This is a genomic window from Promicromonospora panici, assembly GCF_900608595.1.
In the GTDB taxonomy this organism is placed as follows: Bacteria; Actinomycetota; Actinomycetes; order Actinomycetales; family Cellulomonadaceae; genus Promicromonospora; species Promicromonospora panici.
In genome coordinates this window covers 83352-103253 of the sequence record NZ_UWYY01000023.1, presented here as the reverse complement: position 1 = coordinate 103253, position 19902 = coordinate 83352, and the positions used below count along the sequence as shown (strand labels likewise).

Below are 19902 nucleotides of genomic sequence, written 5' to 3'. Positions count from 1 at the left end.
GGTGCTCGAGGAGATCGCTATCGAGAACCTGGGCGTCATCCGCTCGGCCCGGGTACCCCTGTCCGACGGCCTGACCGTCATCACGGGTGAGACCGGCGCGGGCAAGACGATGGTGCTCACGGGCCTCAACCTGCTCATGGGCGCCAAGGCGGATCCGCAGTCGGTGCGCCCCGGCGCGTCGTCGGCGGCGGTGGAGGGCCGGGTGCGGGTCTCCGGCCGCGACGCCGTGCTGGAACGGGTCGACGAGGCGGGCGGCGAGGTGGAGGACGACGGAACCGTCGTGATCCTGCGCACGATCGCCGACGGCCGGTCGCGCGCCCACCTGGGCGGCCGGGCCGTGCCGCAAGGTGTGCTCGCGGAGATCGCCGAGGACCTGTTCACGGTGCACGGCCAGTCCGACCAGCTGCGGCTGCGCACGTCGGCCAAGCAGCGCGACGCCCTGGACACGTTCGTGGGCCCGGCCCACCAGCGGGTGCTGGGCGCCTACCGCGCGGCGTGGAGCGAGCGGGGCGGCCTGCTGACCGAGATCGCGGACCTGGAGGCACGCGGCGCCGAGCGGGCGCGCGAGGTCGAGCTGCTGCGCATCGGCCTGGAGGAGATCGAGCGGGTGGACCCGCAGACGGGCGAGGATGCCGAGCTGCAGGCCCTGATCGAGCGCCTGTCCAACGCGGAGGGCCTGCGCACCGCGGCGACCGAGGCACACGAGGCGGTGGCCGGCGAGGACGCCGACGGCGCGCGGGAGAACGCGATAGCGCTGGTCGAGCGCGCACGGCGCGCCCTGGACGCCGCCGCGCACTCCGACGCGGAGCTCGGCGCGCTCGCCACGCGGTTCGCCGAGGTGGGCTACCTGCTGTCCGACGTCGCCACCGACGTCGCCGCCTACGTCGACAACCTGCAGGCGGACCCGGCCGGGCTCGAGACGGCGCACAACCGCATGGCTGAGCTGAACGCGCTGACCCGCTCCTACGGCGAGACCATCGACGAGGTGCTGCAGTGGGCGAGCGACGCGGGCCTGCGCCTGCTCGACCTGGACGACGGCGGGGACCGGCTCGCGTCCATGCGCGACCGCGTGGCGGAGCTGGACGGCGAGCTGGCGCGGCTGGCCGAGATCCTCACCGCCGAGCGGGCCCGTGGCGCGTCCCAGCTGGCCGACGCCGTGACCAATGAGCTGCACGGTCTTGCGATGGGCGGCGCCCACCTCGTCGTCTCGGTGGAGCCGCTCGAGCAGCCGGGCCCGTTCGGCGCGGACCAGGTGACCTTCCTGCTCGTGCCGCACCCGGGCGCGCCGGAACGGCCGCTCGGCAAGGGCGCGTCCGGCGGTGAGCTCTCCCGCGTGATGCTCGCGCTCGAGGTGGCCCTGGCGACGTCTGGCGGCGCCGCCGCGGAGCGCACAGCCGACACCCCGCGCAGCACGTTCGTGTTCGATGAGGTCGACGCCGGCGTGGGTGGCCGGGCCGCCGTCGAGGTGGGCCGCCGTCTGGCGCAGCTCGGACGCAGCACCCAGGTGGTCGTCGTGACCCACCTGGCCCAGGTCGCGGCCTTCGCGGACGCGCATCTCGTGGTCACCAAGAGCTCCGACGGAGACGCCACCACGCAGGGTGAAGATGACGGAATGATCACGGTTACGGGCGTGCGAGAGGTCACTGCTGACGCACGAGTGCGGGAGCTGGCGCGCATGCTGTCCGGCCAGGACGACTCGGAGACGGCGCGGACCCACGCGCTGGAGCTCCTGGAATCCTCGGTCGTGGGACGATAGACCGGATGAAGCTGATCTCCCGACCCGAGAAGCGCGCCGACAAGAGCGCCGCGAAGAGCGCCACCGCGCAGTCCTTGGCACTGACGCAGGCCGCCGTGCACGGTCCTGCCCGGATCGGAGCGCGCACCAAGGAGCTCACGTCCCGGCTCGACCACGGTGACGTCGCGGTGATCGACCACGTCGACATCGACCGCGTGGCCGCGGACGCCCTCGTGTCCGCCGGGCCGGTCGCCGTGCTGAACGCCGCTCCGTCGACATCGGGCCGGTACCCCAACACGGGTCCGAACATCCTGGTCGAGGCCGGGATCGTCCTGGTGGACGACCTCGGCCCGACGATCATGGGGTTGGACGAGCGCGCCGAGGTCGAGATCGTCGGCGGCGAGATAGTCGTCGGCGGCGAGGTGGTGGCCAAGGGCACCTATCAGACGTCGCAGACGGTGGCCGCGAACATGGCCGCTGCCCGCGAGGGGCTGTCGGCCGAGATCGAGCGGTTCGCCGAGAACACCATGACGTACCTGCGCCGCGAGCGGGACCTCCTGCTCGATGGCGTGGGAGTGCCCGACATCCGCACCTCCATCGAGGGGCGTCAAGTACTGATCGTGGTGCGCGGTTACCACTACCGGGAGGACCTGGCGCTGCTGCGCTCCTACATCAGGGAGAACTCGCCGGTGCTGATCGGTGTGGACGGCGGCGCGGACGCGATCATCGACGCGGGCTGGCAGCCTGACATGATCGTGGGCGACATGGACTCCGTGTCCGACCGGGCCCTGGCCTGCGGCGCGGAGATCGTCGTGCACGCGTACCGCGACGGCAAGGCTCCCGGGCTGGAGCGCGTGAAGGCGCTCGGCGTGGACCCCGTGGTCTTCCCCGCCACCGGGACCAGCGAGGACATCACCATGCTCCTGGCCGACGACAAGGGTGCGGAGCTCATCGTCGCCGTCGGCACGCATGCCACCCTCGTCGAGTTCCTCGACAAGGGACGCGCGGGCATGGCCTCGACCTTCCTCACCCGGCTGCGGGTCGGTGGCAAGCTCGTGGACGCCAAGGGTGTGTCCCGGCTGTACCGCACGCGCATCTCGAACACCCAGCTCACGCTGCTTTCGGGTGCGGGCGTCGCGGCGGTGCTCGCGGCGCTGGCCTCGACGTCGGCGGGCCAGACCTTCTTCGGACTGATCGGGGCACGCTTCGACGACGTCGTGTCCTCGATCGGTAACCTGTTCGGCGGCTGACCGGTCCGGAGCTCGCTCCTGGACCTCTTGCCGCCCCGACCTGATGCCGGGCTATGACCGCCCGGAACATGCTTAAGGACTCCTCCCTACCGTGATCGACTTCCGATACCACCTCGTCTCGCTCATCTCCGTCTTCCTGGCCCTCGCGGTAGGCATCATCCTCGGCGCCGGCCCCCTGCAGGGAGCGATCGGAGAGACACTGACGGAACAGGTGGACGCGCTGCGCGCCGAGCGCACCGAGCTGCGCACCGAGCTGGACGCCACGCAGAGCGCACTCGACGGCGACGAGCGCTACATCCAGGCAGTGGGCACGCAGCTCGTCACCGGTTCGCTCCAGGACACCCGGGTGGCCGTCGTCCAGCTCGGCGAGATCCCGGAGGACATCCACGAGGGCGTCCTCAACCAGCTCGACACCGCTGGCGCGAACGTCGTGTCCGAGTCCGTGCTCACGGAGGTCTGGACCGACAGCGCCGAGGAGTCGTCCCGCGAGACCGTGGCCGAGGGCCTGCGCGCCAGCCTCGGTGCCGCGGCACCCGAGGGCGACGACTCGAGCGCAACGCTCGGCGCGGCACTCGCGCTGGCGCTCACCGGCAGCGAGGGCGGGGGCGGCGAGGCGGTCCGCAGCTCGCAGGCCGTTGACCTCGAGGCGCAGCTGGAACGGTTCGGCTTCATCGAGCCGGGCGACGAGCAGACCGCGCCCGCGCAGGCGCTCGTGCTGCTCGTGGGCTCGGCCGGGCAGCCGCAGGCCACGGCGGAGGGCGCCACCGAGGAGACCGAGCCGACCCCGGACGTGTGGACCGCCGTGACGCGCGCGGCCCAGGACGTCTCGGGCGCCGCGGTGCTCGCCGGGCCGACCGACGAGGCCGGCGACACGGTGCAGGCGGTGCGCGACGACGAGGAGATCGCCGCCGAGGTCACCACGGTGAGCGGCGTCGACCGGCTCGTGGGCCGCACCAACGTGCCGCTCGCCGTCGCCGCGCGGCTGGACGGCGTCGTCGGCCAGTACGGCCTCGAGGAGGACGCGACGGCGGTCCTGCCGCCGGTCGGCTAGGCGAGCCTTCGCTGTGGGCGCGATCGTTGCGCCTGAAACGGGCGCATAGTCGCAACGATCACGCTCACAACCAATAGAGTCTCGAACGAGGGGTAGTCGTCATGGGTGCAGGACGGTTCATCGCCGCTGGCATCGTTGCCGGAGTCGCGACGGCGTTCGCACGCCGCAAGCTCGAGGAGAAGGTGGCGGAGGGCGGCCTCGGCGGCCCTTCGACGTGGACGCGGACCAACCACCGCGGCGAGCCGATCAGCCTGCTGGAAGGCCCCGCCGTCGCGGCGGGCCTCGTGGCCGGCGCGGCAGTCGGGGGCGGCAACGCCCCCGGGGCGACGGCGTTCGCGACGGCCGCCGCGGGCGCCTTCGGCCTGGTAGACGACCTGGCCGAAGACACCTCCGTGCGTACCAAGGGCCTCAGGGGCCACCTGGGCGCGCTCAAGGAGGGCCACCTGACGACCGGCGGGCTCAAGGTGCTCGGCATCTCCGGCTCCGCCCTCGTGGCGGCGGCGGTGGGCACCCGGCGCACGGGCAGCGCGTTCGGGCACCTGGTCGACGTCGGGCTCAACGGCGCCCTCATCGGTGGCACCGCGAACCTGATCAACCTCTTCGACCTGCGGCCCGGCCGTGCCCTCAAGGCGGGTGCGGCGGCGAGCCTCCCGTTCATGCTCGGCGGGGCGGGCGCCACCGGCGCCGTCCTGGGCGCGGCAGCGGCGGCGGCCCCCGGCGACCTGGGGGAGAAGGACATGCTGGGCGACGGCGGCGCCAACGCAGTCGGCGCCCTGGTCGGCAGCCAGATCGCGTTCGGCGCACCCCGGGCGGTGCGGTGGGCGGCGCTCGCCGGCGTCGTCGGGCTCATGCTGGCGTCGGAGAAGGTCAGCTTCTCGAAGGTCATCGCCGGGAACGAGTGGCTGAACAAGGTGGACATGCTCGGCCGGCGGCCGGCGGCCGACACCGTGCCCGGGTCGGTGACCGAGGCTGCCGAGACCGGTGACGAGGTCTCGACAGGCTCGACCAGCGGGGTGCGCTCGACCTCCGTCACCGACCCCATGGCTTCCCCGGGCGCGTGAGCCGCGTCAGAACCCTGGCGAGCGCCGCGCTGCTCGTCACGGTCGTCACCCTCGCCAGCCGCATGGTCGGCTTCGGCCGCTGGCTCGCGCAGGGCGCATGGCTCGGGTCCGACGGCGTCGGGACGGTCTTCAACTCCGCCAACCAGCTGCCCAACCTCCTGTTCGAGGTGGCGGCGGGCGGCGCGCTCGCGGGCGCCGTCGTGCCGCTGCTGGCCGGCCCGCTGAGCCGCGCGGCGTTCACCTCCGACGGCACCGCAGCTTCGAAGGAGCAGGCGTCGAGGATTGCCTCGGCGCTGCTCGGCTGGACACTCGTCGTGCTCGTGCCGCTGGCCGGGCTCATGGCGCTCCTGGCCCGCCCGATCATCAGCCTGACCGGGCTGGACGACCCGGCGCAGGTGGACGTCGCCACGGCGTTCCTGCGGGTGTTCGCCGTCCAGGTGCCGCTGTACGGCCTGGCCGTCGTGCTGGGCGGCATCCTGCAGGCGCACAAGCGGTTCTTCTGGCCGGCGTTCGCGCCACTGGTCTCCAGCCTCGTCGTGATCGTCGTCTATGCGGTCTTCGGCGCGCTCGCACACGGCGACCAGCAGGACGTCGCCGAGCTGTCCGGCCGGGCGCTGGAGTGGCTGGCGTGGGGGACCACGGTCGGCGTCCTGTTCCTGGCGCTGCCACTCGTGGTGCCCGTGTGGCGCACCGGGCTGCGGCTGCGGCCCACGCTCCGGTTCCCGTCGGGGGAGGGCCCGCGCGCCGCGCGCCTGGCCTTTGCCGGCGTGGGCGCGCTCGTCGCCCAGCAGCTCTCGGTGTTCCTGACGCTGCGCGCGGCCAACGCCGCGGGCGGCGACGGCACGCTCTCGGTCTACCTGTACGCGCAGCAGGTCTACCTGCTGCCGTACGCGGTGCTCGCGTTCCCCATCGCGACCAGCGCTTTCCCGCACTTCGCTGAGCACGCGTCGGCCGGCCGGCTCGACGAGCTGCGCTCCCTCGTGGCCCGCACGACGCGCACCCTGTTGCTCGTGACCGCCGTGGGCGTGGCGGCCCTCGTCGCGGCCGCGCCGTACGTCGAGGACGTGTTCGACCTCATCGTGCTCGGCGACGCCCTCGGCATGGCCGTCGGGCTCACCGCGATGGCGCCGGGCCTGATCGGGTTCGCGCTGATCCTGCACCTGTCGCGCGCTCTGTACGCCGTCGACCACGGCCGGGCCGCCGTCATCGCCACCGCGAGCGGGTGGGGCGTGTCCGCGATCGGAGCGGCCGTCGTGCCGCTGCTGTTCGACGGCGGCGCGCCCTGGCGCGGCTGCGCGGGACCGTCCTGCTCGGAGTACCTGCTGCGGACCGACGTCATGGCGGTCCTGGGGGCCGTCGGCACAGCCGGGATGGTCGTGGCCGGTCTCGGTCTGCTCCTCGCCGTCCGCAGGCACCTCGGCCCTGAGGCGCTGGGCGGCGTCTGGCGGGCGCTCGCGGTACTCGTCGTCGCGACGACGGTGGGGGCCACCGTCGGGTGGCTGGTGCCTGCGTGGCTGGCGCCGCAGAGCCGTACGTTCGGGTGGTTCGCGTACGCACCGGCGCGCGAGGTGCCGTTCGACGGCGGCGACTTCGCCGCCGCCCTCGGGCTCGGACTCGCCGTGGGCCTGCTGGCCGCGCTCGTCACGCTGCTGCTCGCCGTGCTGCTCGACCGGGACCTGCGTGCCGCCGTCGGACCGCGGGTACGGAAAATGGGGAGGAAGTTCTCCCGAAAGGCCTGATTTACCGAGCGCGACGGGCTCCACGGGGGCAGACTCGTCGGAACCAACCGGCAAACCCTGAGTGAACAACGGCTGTGCGGGTGATTACACCACCAGCACGCTGTACCTCGGATAGGATGGAGTTCCGTGGTCGAACACCGAAGCAGTCTCCAGTCCCGTCATCGGTCCGGCGCCTCCACGCCGACCAAGCACATCTTCGTCACCGGTGGTGTGGCGTCCTCTCTCGGCAAGGGGCTGACGGCGTCGTCGCTCGGCCGTCTTCTTCGCTCGCGTGGCCTCAGCGTCACCATGCAGAAGCTGGATCCCTACCTCAACGTGGATCCCGGCACGATGAACCCGTTCCAGCACGGTGAGGTCTTCGTCACGGAGGACGGCGCCGAGACCGACCTGGACATCGGGCACTACGAGCGGTTCCTCGACATCGAGCTCCCGGCGTCGTCCAACGTGACGACCGGCCAGGTGTACTCCCGCGTCATCGCGAAGGAGCGCCGCGGCGAGTACCTGGGCGACACCGTGCAGGTCATCCCGCACATCACCGACGAGATCAAGTTCCGGATGCGCGAGCAGGCATCCGAGGCCGTCGACGTGATCATCACGGAGATCGGCGGCACCGTCGGCGACATCGAGTCGCAGCCCTTCCTCGAGTCCGCGCGCCAGGTGCGACACGAGCTCGGCCGCGACAACGTGTTCTTCCTGCACGTCTCGCTCGTGCCGTACATCGGCCCGTCGGGCGAGCTGAAGACCAAGCCCACGCAGCATTCCGTGGCCGCGCTGCGCACGGTCGGCATCCAGCCGGACGCCATCGTGCTGCGTTCCGACCGCGTGGTGCCCGAGAGCATCAAGAACAAGATCGCGCTGATGTGCGACGTCGACAACGAGGCAGTGATCAACTGCGCCGATGCCCCGTCGATCTATGACATCCCGCGCGTCATCCACGCCGAGGGCCTGGACGCCTACGTGGTGCGCCGCCTGGGCATGCCCTTCCACGACGTCGACTGGGACGGGTGGAGCCGCCTCCTGGAGCGGGTGCACGAGCCGGAGCACAACGTCGAGGTCGCGCTGGTCGGCAAGTACATCGACCTGCCCGACGCCTACCTGTCCGTGACGGAGGCGCTGCGGGCCGGCGGCTTCGCGAACGACGCGAAGGTCGGCATCCGCTGGGTCGCGGCCGACGACTGCCAGACGCCGGAGGGCGCCAAGGCCTCGCTCGAGGGCGTCGACGCCGTGCTGGTACCCGGCGGTTTCGGTGTGCGCGGCATCGACGGCAAGGTCGGGGCGCTGCGCTGGGCGCGCGAGAACCTCGTGCCGACCCTCGGCATCTGCCTGGGTCTGCAGTCGATGGTCATCGAGTACGCGCGCAACGTGCTGGGCTGGGACGACGCGTCGTCGACCGAGTTCCACCCGACGAGCAGCCACCCGGTCGTGGCGACCATGGCCGAGCAGAAGGCGATCGTCGAGGGTGAGGGCGACATGGGCGGCACCATGCGCCTGGGCGCCTACCAGGCGCAGCTGACCGCCGGCTCCGTGGTGGCCAAGGCGTACGGCAGTGAGCGCGTGTCCGAGCGGCACCGGCACCGCTACGAGGTGAACAACGCCTACCGCGGCGAGCTGGAGGAGGCGGGTCTGCTGATCTCCGGCACGTCGCCCGACTCGTCGCTCGTCGAGTTCGTCGAGCTGCGGGCCGACATGCACCCGTACTACGTGTCCACGCAGGCGCACCCCGAGTTCAAGTCGCGACCCACGCGTGCGCACCCGCTGTTCGCCGGCCTCATCGCAGCGGCGCTCGAGAAGCAGTCCTCGTGAGCGGCATCGGAATCGCGGCCTCGTCCGGGGGAAGGTGACGGTGTGAACGGCGAAGAGGTCACGGACGTCATCGACCCGCGCCCCGCACGGCGGCTCGACGTCCCGTTCCAGGGTTTCGTGGTCGACATGGTCTCCGACGAGGTCGACCTGGGCGAGGCCGGCGGCATCGTGCGCCGCGAGTACGTCGACCACCCGGGCGCGGTCGTCGTCGTGGCGCTGAACGACGACGGCGACGTCCTGCTCCTGCGCCAGTACCGGCACCCGGTCGGCGCCTTCCTCTGGGAGGCACCCGCCGGCCTGCTCGACCTGGACGGCGAGGACCCCCACGTCGCGGCGGCCCGCGAGCTGGCCGAGGAGGCGGACATGACGGCCGCCACCTGGGACGTGCTCCTGGACCTGCTGCCCACGCCGGGCGGCAGCAACGAGGCGATTCGCGTCTACCTGGCGCGCGACCTCACCCCGGTGCCCGACGGCGAGCGGCACACCCGCGAGGCCGAGGAAGCCGACATGGTCGTGGTCCCCGTGCCGCTCGAGGAAGCCGCCGCGCTCGCGCTCGCGGGCCGGCTGCACAACGCGGCGACCATCGCGGGGGTGCTCGCGGCCGCGATCGGGCGGGCCTCGGACTGGGAGACGCTCCGCCCGGTGGACAGCCCGTGGGAGTACCGCAGGACCTGAGCGGGTGGGTACGGGAAAAATCCCTGAATGATCGACAAATGTCAGGTGATCGGCGACACGAGCGACCGATCACCTGACAGTTTGCCGATGATCCGGGCCGCACTCGGACGCCGCCTATCGGGCCCGTTATATCCGTGTCACCGGGCTGCGCTATTCTCCCCGCGTGACCAGCGAACCCGACATGCTTCCCAACGTATCGTCCCTCCCGGCGTGGCTCGTTCCGTCCGTCTACCTCAACTGGTCCGAGGACTGGCTGGGCGAGGCGGTCGCCATCGCGAGCCGTAGCCACGAGCACCGCCTCCCCGGCGGGGCCGACGGCCCCCAGCGCGGTGACGTCGTCGTCACCGTCGTGGGCTCCGAGCCCGGCATCGTCGCCGCGGTCGAGCTCATGGGCACCAGCCAGGGCGAGGACTGGGTCAGTGACGAGGTGTTCGGCCCGGACAAGCCAGTGGTCTGGGACGACCTGTTCAACGGTGCCGCGGCGTACGCCCGGTCGTCCGGCTGGCTGCCGCAGGAGCACGCCCGCCTGGTGCTCGACGGCATCGCCCACCAGTACAAGCACGGTGCCACCGGCACGCTCGACGCGGGCAACTGCGAGACCGACGAGCTGTCGCCGAATCTGCACGTCCTGCGCCTGCTCGGCCACAAGCAGGTGGCGGGCGCCGACCTGCGCCGCGAGGAGCGTTGCGCCTCGTGCGAGCGGTTCGTCGACGTCATGCAGCTGCGGCCGCACGACGACGGCGCGCACACCGGCGAGACCGGCGAGCGCCCCCTCGCGGAGCTCATCGAGCAGACCTTCCTCGTCTGCGGCCCGTGCCACGCGCTCCTGCACCCGCACGCGGTGCTGTCGCAGCGGGCGCAGATGCGTCCGTCGTGCCCGTCGTGCGGTCAGCGCGGCGCCACCAAGCGCATCGTGTGGGGCCAGGGCATCCACGACAACATGAAGCTCGAGCCGGACGTCGTGTACGGCGGCTTCGACACGCCGGTGCCGACCCCGGACTGGTACTGCCCCGAGTGCTACGCGAACTTCTCGTCGGGCGCGGTCTCGCAGCGCGCCCTGGGCGACGTCCCGGAGGCCGTGCCGGTCGCCGTGGGCGCGGTCGGCACGCCCCCGAACGGCGAGGACCTCTGGACCCCGGAGGTCTGACCGCTCGGCCCTTCCTGCCGAGGTAGGACTCTGGCGAGGTAGGACTCTGGCGAGGTAGAACCGCAGCCAAGCTGAGGTCCTACCTCGCCCTGGTTCTACCTCGCCAGAGTTCTACCTCGCGGTGGGTGCAGGGCTACTCGGGGGTGGCGCCGGCGCCTAGGAGGCGGTCGTACTCCGCCATCGCCGTCGCGACGGCGGTCTGCGCCCAGAACCGGTGGTAGGTGAACTGCGGGACGTCGCCGCCGTCGAGGTACTCCTGGACCTCGCCGAACATGGGGTCGTCCTCGTAGAAGGACCGGATGTCCAGGAACGAGACGCCGGCCGAGACCTGGTCGCCGTTCGGGTAGGTGCCGGTCCAGCCCTGCGGGACGTAGACGCCGTTGCCGCCGGCCTGGTACTCGTCGTCGAACCGGCCGAAGTCGGCGCGGGACTCGACGGTGCCGATGCCCTTCTCGTCGCTGTTCTGCTCCCACATGGCGTCGAGCAGGGCCTTGGCGGTATCCGCAGCCTGCTGGTCGCCCGACGCCGCGGCGTAGTAGATCAGCGTGCGCGCGATGGCGCCGGCCACTCCGACGTCCTGCCCGTGGGACGTGACGTCGACGTGCAGGCCCGCGTTGGCTCCGGGGCTGTTCGGGTTCCACGTGTCCGGGGCGCCGCTCCAGGACAGCTCGGACGGCACCTGCCAGGAGTCGGCGGTCACCGTGATCTCGTCGAGCACCCAGGGCACCCACTTGTCGAGGATGGCCTGCGCCCGCTCGTCACCCGTCTGGTGGTAGAGCTGGGCGATCCGCTCCACGCCCCAGCCCTGCATGCCGAACCACTGGTTCGACGGCGGGTCGTGGTAGACGGGCGCCTCGTCGTACACCATGTCGTAGAACGTGGGGGTGCCCGCCGGGTGGGACCCGTAGGCCCCGTCGACGCTGTTGGTGGCGCCGCCCGCGATGCCGCCCTCGGCCGACTGCAGCCACTGGAAGAACTCCAGCTGCCGGTCCATGCTGACCGACCAGTCGTCCTGCGCGGTCGGCGACGCCGGCACCAGGTCGGCGTCGGTGGACAGCGCGTAGGCGGCCAGCGGGTTCTGGTAGCCGAAGTGGGCGTGCGAGGAGCCGATCCGCCATGCCCACGGCCCGCTCGTGTCCAGCGCGCCACCCCAGGCGTAGTACCAGGACAGCAGGTAGTGGGCCGAGCTGCGGCCGGACCCCGGCGAGCAGCTGGTCGACTCGCAGCCGATCTCCTTGAAGTACTTGTCGAACAGGGAGTACCGCAGGTAGTCGCCCATCTTGGATGCCTTGTCGACGGTGCCGGAGATCTCGCCCCCGGCACCCTGCTCGTTCGCGAACTGCTTGGCCCAGTACACGGCCTCGACGGCGCGGGCGTCGGCGTCGGGCGCGTTGGTGTACTTCCACTGGCGGGCGTAGCTCGCGTCACCGGTGAACAGGTCCAGGTAGCCGTTCGGGCCGCCGTAGGAGAAGTCGTCGATCGCGGGCTGCGGGATGGTCTCCCAGACCGACTCCTGCGGGCCGCGCTGGAACGTGTTGATGTAGGACGTGCCCTCGTAGTCCGGGCCCAGCAGCTCGGAGGAGCCGGGCGCGGCGCCGAAGCCGTACACGTTGTCGACGTCGGCCAGCCAGTGCATGCCGTAGACCTCGCTGGTGCCGTAAGTCTGGCGGAGCTCGGCGCCGATCGGGTCCTGGCCCACCGCGATGCCTGTGTCGAGCTGCGCCGGATAGGCGCTCGGGTGGTTGTGCTCCGGGGCGTAGGTCGCGGGGGAGGCCGGGTTGTACGCGCTGTTGGTCGGCTGGTTCTCGGTGGTGGGGATCATGTACGCCTCGAGCGTGTCCCACGCGTTGTTGAACGGCTCCCAGTCGCCGGTGATCTGCCCGTAGGACGCCTCCAGCCACAGCCAGAAGCTGTACGCCTCCGACGTCGTCTCGTGGCCGTAGTCCGGCGCCTCCACCAGGAGCGTCTCCGCCGAGTGGTACGGGATGCCCTGCGCCGAGAAGTAGCCGTTGGCGGGATCGTGCATCTTGGCGTACATCTCCAGGAACCGGTCCGCGTACTCGCCGGTCACGGTGCCCGGCGCCGCTCGGGTGACGGGGTCCGGGTCGGCGTCCGCCGGGCCGGCGGCCGCGGGAAGGATGCCCATGGCGCCCAGTGACAGTGCTGCCAGTGCTGCGGCGGCTAGGACTCTCCGCCTTCGGACTCGGTTCATGGCGTGGCCTCCGGTGCGTGCGTCGTCGAACGGCACCCGCGGTGCGGGCGCTCCTCAGACGGTCGGCGCGCGGGCCGGAGCAGGCAACGGACTTAACTGATTCACACGGGCGGGGCCGGTTCGCCGCCGCTGGGGGCGCCGGCAGGGGTGGGGGTGCTGTCGGCGCACTTGGTGCGGCCAGTCAGCGCCCTGGTCCGACGGGGCGGCTGACACGGCCCACCCGCCGACCGCGCCTCTCCGGCGTCGGGCGCATCAGGGTCGCGAGCATGCGGATGGTGGTGGTCTTGCCCGCGCCGTTGGGCCCGAGGACGCCGCGGGGCTGCTTGCAGGGGACTGTCAGAGCGCTGTCACGACCGGCTCAGCGCACCCGCGTCGTCAGCCACACCCGCGTCGTCCCTGCGATCAGCACGGCCGCGCCGATCATGTGCAGCCCCACCAGCAGCTCGGGCAGGTCGGTGAAGTACTGCACGTACCCGATCAGCCCCTGTGCGAGCGTGATGCCGAGCAGGACGAGCGCGGCCCGGCGCACCGGAGCGGGTCCGCCGCGCACGGCGACCAGGTAGGCGACGAGGACCGCCAGGAACGTCCACACGGCGGCGGCGTGCCACTTGGTCAGCAGCGCGGGGTCGATGGCGAACCGGTACCCCACCTCGGCGTCGCCGCTGTGCGGACCGGCGCCCGTGGTGAGCACGCCGAGCACGACCACCACGGCGGTCAGCGCGGCCAGGCCCCAGGCCAGGGCGCGCACCCGCGGCCCCACGACGAGCGTGGGCTCGTGGTCACCCTCACCGTGCCGGTGCAGCACGTACAGCGACGCGGCCACCAGGGCGCCCGAGACCCCGAAGTGCAGGGACACCCAGCCCGGGTGCAGGTGCAGCAGCACGACCACGCCGCCGATGACGGCCTGCGCCAGCACGCCCACGATCGGCACCAGGCCGAGCGCGCGGTAGGACGCGGAGCGCTTCAGGTCCGTGCACACCGCCACCGCGACGAGCACCGCGATGATGCCCAGGACGCCGGTCAGCGTGCGGTTTCCGAACTCGATGTACGGGTGCAGCGAGGTGGCCTCGTGGAACTGCGGCGTGAACTGCCCGGGCTCGCACTCCGGCCAGGTGGAGCAGCCCAGGCCCGACTCGGTCAGGCGCACCGCGCCGCCGGTCCCGATGATGCCGATCTGGCCGACGAGGTTCGCGATGAGCACGACGCGCGTCCAGTGGCGGAAGCGGTCGATGCGTCCGGCGAGCGCGGCGAACCGGGAGGTGGGGGCGGCGGTTGCGGTCACGGACCCACGCTAGCGCCCGACGGCGCCACCGCCTCCCGTGCTCGTCCCGCACCGGGTGTGATTCTTTGCGGACTAGCTGTCAGGAACGCGCCCCAGACATGTCAGACGCTCAGGCCACCGGAGTGACCTGAGCGTCTGATACGTGCCGGGTGGTGGACCTCAGAGGCCTGCCACGTTCAGCAGGAGGTTGGGCGAGTCCGTGCCCGGGTCCGTCACGACGTCCGGCACGGCGGCCCCCGTCAGGGCGTCGCCGACCTCGGCCGGCGTGGCGGCCGGGTTGCCGCTCAGCACGAGGGCCGCGGCGCCCGCGACGTGCGGCGTGGCCATCGAGGTACCGCTGATGGTGTTCTCGTCGGTGTCGCTGGTGTACCAGGCCGACGTGATGTCGGAGCCCGGCGCGAAGATGTCCACGCAGCTGCCGGTGTTCGAGTACTCGGCGCGGGCGTCCGTGTCCTCGGTGGCGCCGACGGTGAGCGCCTCCGGGGTGGAGCTCGGCGAACCGTCGCAGGCGTCGGCTCCGCCGTCGTTGCCGGCGGCGAGCGCGAACGTCACGCCGTCCGCGACGGCCGCGGACACGGCGTCGTTGACGGCCTGCGAGAAGCCGCCGCCGAGCGACATGTTGGCGACAGCCGGCGCACCGGCCTCGTGGTCGGCGGTCACCCAGTCGATGCCGGCGATGACGCCGTCGAAGCTGCCGGAGCCTTCGCAGTCGAGGACGCGGACGGCGACGAGCGAGACGTCCTTGGCGACGCCGTAGTCCGAGCCGCCGACGGTGCCCGCGACGTGCGTACCGTGGCCGGCGCAGTCGGTGGCGTCGTCGTCGCCGTCCACGGTGTCGGTGCCGCTGACCGCGCGGCCGCCGAAGTCCTCGTGGGTGGTCAGGATGCCCGTGTCGACGATGTACGCCGTCACGCCGGTGCCCGAGCTCTCGTACGTGTACGAGTCGTCGAGCGGCAGCTCCGCCTGGTCAATGCGGTCCAGGCCCCAGGAGGGGACCGGCGACTGCGTGTCGGTCGCCGTCATCACGCGGTTCTGCTCCACGTACGCGACCGACGGGTCGCCCTCGAGCTGCTTGGCCTCGCTCGCCGACATCGACGCCGAGAAGCCGCGCACCGCGTTGGTGTACGAGTGGCGCACCTCGCCGCCGTACTTCTTCGCGAGGCCGTTCGCCGTGCTCCTGACCTCGGCCTTGGCGACATCGCTGTCCTCGAGGACGACGATGTACGAGTCCTCGATCAGCGCGCCCGCGACGGGCGCCGACGCTGCGACGGGCGCCGCTGCCGGCGTCGCCGAGGACGTCATGGCTGCCGCAGCCGGAGCCGCCGCGAGGGCGATCGTGATGCCGGCACCGACGATCAGCCGACGGCGGTTGCTGTGAGTGGAAGTCACGCTGCCTCCTGGGGAGTGTAGGTGAAATGCACCCTAAACGTGCAAATTTCACCCGCCAACCCAACGAATTGGTCATACCTTCCGCGTATGGGGTCGGCTACGTGTTTACCCGAATGAGGGCAATCCAGGAGGTCGGTCGCTTGATTGACCGCCGCCGTGAGATCGGTCGGTTGCTCTGAGATCGGTCGTTCAACCGACCGATCTCAGAGCAACCGACCGAAGTCACCGAGACCCGGCGGGCAAGTGACCGAAGTCGGCGAGCCGGGCGGGACAGCTCAGTGCCAGCGGAAGAGGCGGGCCGCGCCCGCGCCGAGCGCGGCGGTCCAGCCCAGCAGGATCACCACGGAGAACGGCGGCACCGACCCGTGCAGCAGGGCACCGCGCATCGCCTCGCCCAGGGCGCCCGACGGCAGCAGCACCGCGGCGTGCGCCAGCGGCCCGGCGAGCTGCTCGGCCGGGAGCAGCACGCCACCGCCCACGGTGAGCAGCACGAGCACGAGGTTGGCCACGGCGAGCACGCCCTCGGCGCGCAGGGTCCCGGCCAGCAGCAGCGCCAGGGCGGTGAACGCGGCGGTGCCCAGCAGTCCGGCGCCGACGACGGCGGGCAGCGCGCCCAGCTCCGGACGCCACCCGAGCGCGAGGGCGACGCCGGCGATGACGACCACCTGCACCACCTCGACGGCCAGCACTCCGAGCACCTTGCCGGCCAGCAGCCCCGTGCGGCCCAGCGGAGTCGTGGCCATGAGGCGCAGCACACCGTTGCGCCGGTCGAACGCGGTGGCAATCGCCTGGGAGGTGAACGCCGTCGACATGACGGCGAGTGCGAGCACGCCCGGCGTCACGAAGTCGATCCGCGAGAACCCCTGCGTGTCGAGGTCCAGGAACGAGGTCTGCACCAGGCCCACGAGCACCAGCACGGGCAGCACTATCGTCACGAGGAGCTGCTCGCCGTTGCGCAGGATGGCGCGCGTCTCGAACGCGGCCTGGGCGGCGATCCGGCGGACGGCGGGTGCGGCGGCGGGCGGCGTGGTCTCGACGCTCATCGCAGGTTCCTCCCCGTGAGGTCGAGGAACACGTCCTCGAGGGTGCGCGCACCGGTGGTGACCGAGCGGGCCAGCACGCCGCGCTCCGCGAGCCACGCCGTCACGGCTGCGAGCGTGGCGGGCTCCACGGCCCCGGTCAGCACGTAGACCCCGGGCTCGCTCTCGCCGGCCGTCCACCCCTCGCTTCGTTGAGTGCTGGATTCTCGCCCGTCCGAGGCCTGCTGATGGGGCGAATGTCCAGCACTCAACGAAGTGAGGGCGCGGAGGAGGTTCGTCAGGTCCAGGCCTGGGGTGGCCTCGATGCGGATCGTTCCCGGGGCGCCGGGACCGTCGGTCAGCTCGCGGACGGTGCCGGACGCGATCACGCGGCCGTGGTCCACGACGTGCACGTGGTCGGCCAGGTCGGCGGCCTCGTCCATCAGGTGGGTGGTCAGCACGATGGCGACGCCGTCGGCGCGCAGCTCGCGCACGAGGTCCCAGACGGCGCGCCGGCTCTGGGGGTCCATACCGGCGCTGGGCTCGTCGAGAAAGACGACGTCGGGCCGCCCGACGACCGCCGCGGCGAGCGCGACCCGCTGCCGCTGCCCGCCGGAGAGGCGGCGCACCGTGGTGCGGGCGAAGCCGCGCAGGCCCAGGCGTTCCGCGAGCTCGTCCACGGACCGTGGGGTCGCGTACATGGCGGCGACGTGGCGCAGCAGCTCCAGCGCGCGTACCCCGGTGGGCAGGCCGCCGTCCTGCAGCATGACGCCGACGCGAGGTCGCAGGGCGCGCGCGTCGGCAACGGGATCGTGGCCCAGCACGCGGACGGTGCCGCCGTCGGGGGAGCGCAGGCCCTCGCAGCACTCGATGGTGGTCGTCTTTCCCGCTCCGTTGGGGCCCAGGACGGCGGTCACGGCGCCGGGGCGGGCGACCAGGTCGAGGCCGTCCACCACCGCGCGGCCGTCGTACCGTTTGACGAGGCCGCGTACTTCCACGGCGACCTCGTGGTCGGTACTGGCGGCACCGGCGGGGCCGGCCGCGGTGGTGCCCGCGGCGGCCGCCTGAACGGGGTCGAGCGCGGGCGCGTCGGACAGGGGCACCGCTTTATCGTAGGCGGCGGCACGAGGGCCGTCGTCTCACCAGGTGACCTGGGTGTGGACCGCACGTGTGAGATGTGTCGCGATCGAGCCCAACTGAGGCTCGCCTTCCTTGCGCATCTCGAATTAGGGAACAAGGATGTTCTCAAAAGCATTGGCGCTAGGAAGGCGTGCACACCCGGGGTGAACCATGCCTCGGGATCGACACGAGGATCGACGTGAGGGAGGTGACAGCATGAGCGCATCGACACAGGTGTCAGCCGGGCATGTGGCGAGCCACGAGACCGACGGCACCACCCGCCGGCGAGTGCTCGAGCTCGTCGCGTCCCGCGGGCCGGTCACCGCCGGCGCCCTCGCTGCGGTCCTGGAGCTGACGGCCCCGGCCGTGCGCAGGCACCTGACCCTCCTGGAGGAGGACGGCAAGATCACCGTCCACGAGGCCTCGCGGTCGGGCACTCCCCGGCGCGGGCGTCCCGCCCGACGGTACGTCGTCACGAGCGGCGGCCAGTCCGAGCTGGCGGGTGGCTACCAGGAGATCGCCCGGCAGGTCCTGCGGTTCCTGCGGGAGACGGGCGGCAGCGAGGCGGTGGCCGGCTTCGCCAAGGAGCGGTTCGACGCCGTCGCCCGCAGCTACGCGCCGCACCTCACGGCCGAGACCGCCGAGGGCCGGGCCGCACAGCTCGTCCAGCTGCTGTCGGCCGACGGGTACGCCGCCTCCGTACGTCCGGTCCCCACGCCGCTGACCGGTCCCACGGCCGGCACGGTGGCCCGGGCGGTCCAGCTGTGCCAGGGGCACTGCCCGGTCCAGCACGTGGCCGAGGAGTTCCCCGAGCTGTGCGAGCAGGAGGCCCGCGCGTTCAGCGAGCTGCTGGGCTCGCACGTCCAGCGCCTCGCGACCATCGCGGGGGGCGCGTACGCCTGCACGACGAACATCCCCGTGAACATTCCCTTGCACACCCCCGCGAAGAACATCCCCGCGACGACCCCCACCGAAGGAAAGTGATGAGCGCAGAAACGCAAGCGCCAGAGCAGCGCTCCGACGATGAGATCATCGCCAGCATCGGCTCTTACGAGTACGGCTGGCACGACAGCGACGCCGCGGGCATGTCCGCGCAGCGAGGCCTGAGCGAGGAAGTGGTCCGCAACATCTCGGCCCTGAAGAAGGAGCCCGAGTGGATGCTGAACCAGCGTCTCAAGGCGCTGCGCCTCTTCGGCAAGAAGCCCATGCCGAACTGGGGCTCCGACCTGTCGGGGATCGACTTCGACAAGATCAAGTACTTCGTGCGCTCCACGGAGAAGCAGGCCACGTCCTGGGAGGACCTGCCCGAGGACATCAAGGCCACGTACGACAAGCTCGGCATCCCCGAGGCGGAGAAGCAGCGCCTCGTCGCGGGCGTCGCCGCCCAGTACGAGTCCGAGGTCGTCTACCACCAGATCCGTGAGGACCTGGAGGAGCAGGGCGTCATCTTCGTCGACACCGACACCGGCCTGCGCGACTACCCGGAGCTCTTCCAGGAGTACTTCGGCACGGTCATCCCGTCGGGCGACAACAAGTTCGCCGCGCTGAACTCGGCCGTGTGGTCGGGTGGCTCGTTCGTCTACGTGCCGCCGGGCGTGCACGTGGAGATCCCGCTGCAGGCCTACTTCCGGATCAACACCGAGAACATGGGCCAGTTCGAGCGCACGCTGATCATCGCCGACGAGGGCTCGTACGTGCACTACGTCGAGGGCTGCACGGCGCCGATCTACACGTCGGACTCCCTGCACTCCGCCGTCGTCGAGATCATCGTGAAGAAGAACGCCCGCGTGCGCTACACGACGATCCAGAACTGGTCGAACAACGTGTACAACCTGGTCACCAAGCGGGCCACCGCTGCCGAGGGCGCCCAGATGGAGTGGGTCGACGGCAACATCGGCTCGAAGGTCACCATGAAGTACCCGGCGATCTACCTGCTGGGCGAGCACGCCCGCGGCGAGACGCTGTCCATCGCCTTCGCGGGCGAGGGCCAGCACCAGGACGCCGGCGCCAAGATGGTGCACGCGGCGCCCAACACGTCGTCGTCGATCGTGAGCAAGTCCGTGGCGCGCGGCGGCGGCCGCACGTCTTACCGCGGTCTGGTCCAGGTGCTCGAGGGCGCCTCCCACTCCGCGTCCAACGTCCTCTGCGACGCGCTGCTGGTGGACCAGATCTCCCGCAGCGACACCTACCCGTACGTGGACGTCCGCGAGGACGACGTGTCCATGGGGCACGAGGCCACGGTCTCGCGGGTGAGCGAGGACCAGCTTTTCTACCTGATGTCCAGGGGTCTGGAAGAGACCGAGGCCATGGCCATGATCGTGCGCGGGTTCGTCGAGCCCATCGCGCGCGAGCTGCCCATGGAGTACGCACTCGAGCTCAACCGCCTCATCGAGCTGCAGATGGAAGGGTCCGTCGGCTGA

At 71.6% G+C, this 19902-nt stretch carries 15 protein-coding genes and 1 pseudogene; 10 read left to right on the top strand and 6 right to left on the bottom strand.

All coding sequences use genetic code 11. The features are described 5' to 3' along the window. Position 1: 1 nt before the first annotated feature. From recN to EW117_RS24125, 8 genes are all read left to right on the top strand, one after another. The gene (gene recN, locus EW117_RS24160) at positions 2-1756 is read left to right on the top strand and encodes a DNA repair protein RecN (protein WP_129789287.1); all 1755 of its coding nucleotides are present in this window, start codon (positions 2-4) and stop codon (positions 1754-1756) included. Between the two features lie 5 nt (positions 1757-1761). Beyond that, entirely contained in the window at positions 1762-2985 is a 1224-nt protein-coding gene (gene steA / locus EW117_RS24155) for a putative cytokinetic ring protein SteA (protein ID WP_129789286.1), read from the top strand. Positions 2986-3076: 91 nt separating this feature from the next. Beyond that, positions 3077-4036, top strand: coding sequence for a copper transporter (locus tag EW117_RS24150; RefSeq protein WP_129789285.1), 960 nt, complete (start codon positions 3077-3079; stop codon positions 4034-4036). Between the two features lie 101 nt (positions 4037-4137). Next, positions 4138-5097 carry a hypothetical protein gene (locus EW117_RS24145; RefSeq protein WP_242504507.1) on the top strand — a complete coding sequence of 320 codons (960 nt, stop codon included), beginning with the start codon at positions 4138-4140 and terminating at the stop codon, positions 5095-5097. After that, positions 5094-6836, top strand: a complete 1743-nt coding sequence (murJ, locus tag EW117_RS24140; RefSeq protein ID WP_129789284.1) for a murein biosynthesis integral membrane protein MurJ — start codon at positions 5094-5096, stop codon at positions 6834-6836. The genes EW117_RS24145 and murJ overlap by 4 nt, the downstream gene beginning before the upstream one ends. 126 nt (positions 6837-6962) lie before the next feature. Continuing rightward, on the top strand, positions 6963-8639 hold the full coding sequence (locus tag EW117_RS24135; protein ID WP_129789283.1) for a CTP synthase: 1677 nt from the start codon (positions 6963-6965) through the stop codon (positions 8637-8639). A 42-nt stretch (positions 8640-8681) separates the two neighbouring features. Beyond that, a complete protein-coding gene (locus EW117_RS24130; RefSeq protein ID WP_129789282.1) occupies positions 8682-9314 on the top strand; it encodes an NUDIX domain-containing protein in 633 nt (210 codons plus the stop codon). A 163-nt stretch (positions 9315-9477) separates the two neighbouring features. Next, positions 9478-10461 carry a hypothetical protein gene (locus EW117_RS24125; protein WP_242504506.1) on the top strand — a complete coding sequence of 328 codons (984 nt, stop codon included), beginning with the start codon at positions 9478-9480 and terminating at the stop codon, positions 10459-10461. Positions 10462-10594: 133 nt separating this feature from the next. On the opposite strand, the gene EW117_RS24120 is transcribed toward EW117_RS24125, so the two are convergent. The 6 genes and pseudogenes from EW117_RS24120 to EW117_RS24095 all read right to left on the bottom strand — a co-directional run bounded on the left by EW117_RS24120 (position 10595) and on the right by EW117_RS24095 (position 17361). Beyond that, positions 10595-12607 (bottom strand): glycoside hydrolase family 48 protein, encoded by a 2013-nt coding sequence (locus tag EW117_RS24120; protein WP_242504505.1) that lies wholly within the window; start codon positions 12605-12607, stop codon positions 10595-10597. A 310-nt stretch (positions 12608-12917) separates the two neighbouring features. After that, a pseudogene (locus tag EW117_RS24115) lies at positions 12918-13013 on the bottom strand (ATP-binding cassette domain-containing protein); the annotation flags it as partial. Positions 13014-13031: 18 nt separating this feature from the next. Then, positions 13032-13955, bottom strand: a complete 924-nt coding sequence (locus EW117_RS24110) for a COX15/CtaA family protein (protein ID WP_129789280.1) — start codon at positions 13953-13955, stop codon at positions 13032-13034. Positions 13956-14114: 159 nt separating this feature from the next. Beyond that, positions 14115-15344: a S8 family peptidase gene (locus tag EW117_RS24105; RefSeq protein WP_129789278.1), complete on the bottom strand. Its 1230-nt coding sequence runs from the start codon at positions 15342-15344 to the stop codon at positions 14115-14117. 275 nt (positions 15345-15619) lie between these two features. Next, positions 15620-16387 (bottom strand): ABC transporter permease, encoded by a 768-nt coding sequence (locus EW117_RS24100; protein ID WP_129789276.1) that lies wholly within the window; start codon positions 16385-16387, stop codon positions 15620-15622. Further along, complete coding sequence (locus EW117_RS24095) at positions 16384-17361, bottom strand: ABC transporter ATP-binding protein (protein ID WP_422891551.1); 978 nt, start codon at positions 17359-17361, stop codon at positions 16384-16386. The genes EW117_RS24100 and EW117_RS24095 overlap by 4 nt, the downstream gene beginning before the upstream one ends. Before the next feature lie 337 nt (positions 17362-17698). Here EW117_RS24095 and EW117_RS24090 point away from each other — a divergent pair, with 337 nt between their 5' ends. Further along, a complete protein-coding gene (locus tag EW117_RS24090; protein ID WP_129789272.1) occupies positions 17699-18466 on the top strand; it encodes a helix-turn-helix transcriptional regulator in 768 nt (255 codons plus the stop codon). Beyond that, complete coding sequence (gene sufB, locus EW117_RS24085) at positions 18466-19902, top strand: Fe-S cluster assembly protein SufB (protein WP_129789270.1); 1437 nt, start codon at positions 18466-18468, stop codon at positions 19900-19902. The genes EW117_RS24090 and sufB overlap by 1 nt, the downstream gene beginning before the upstream one ends.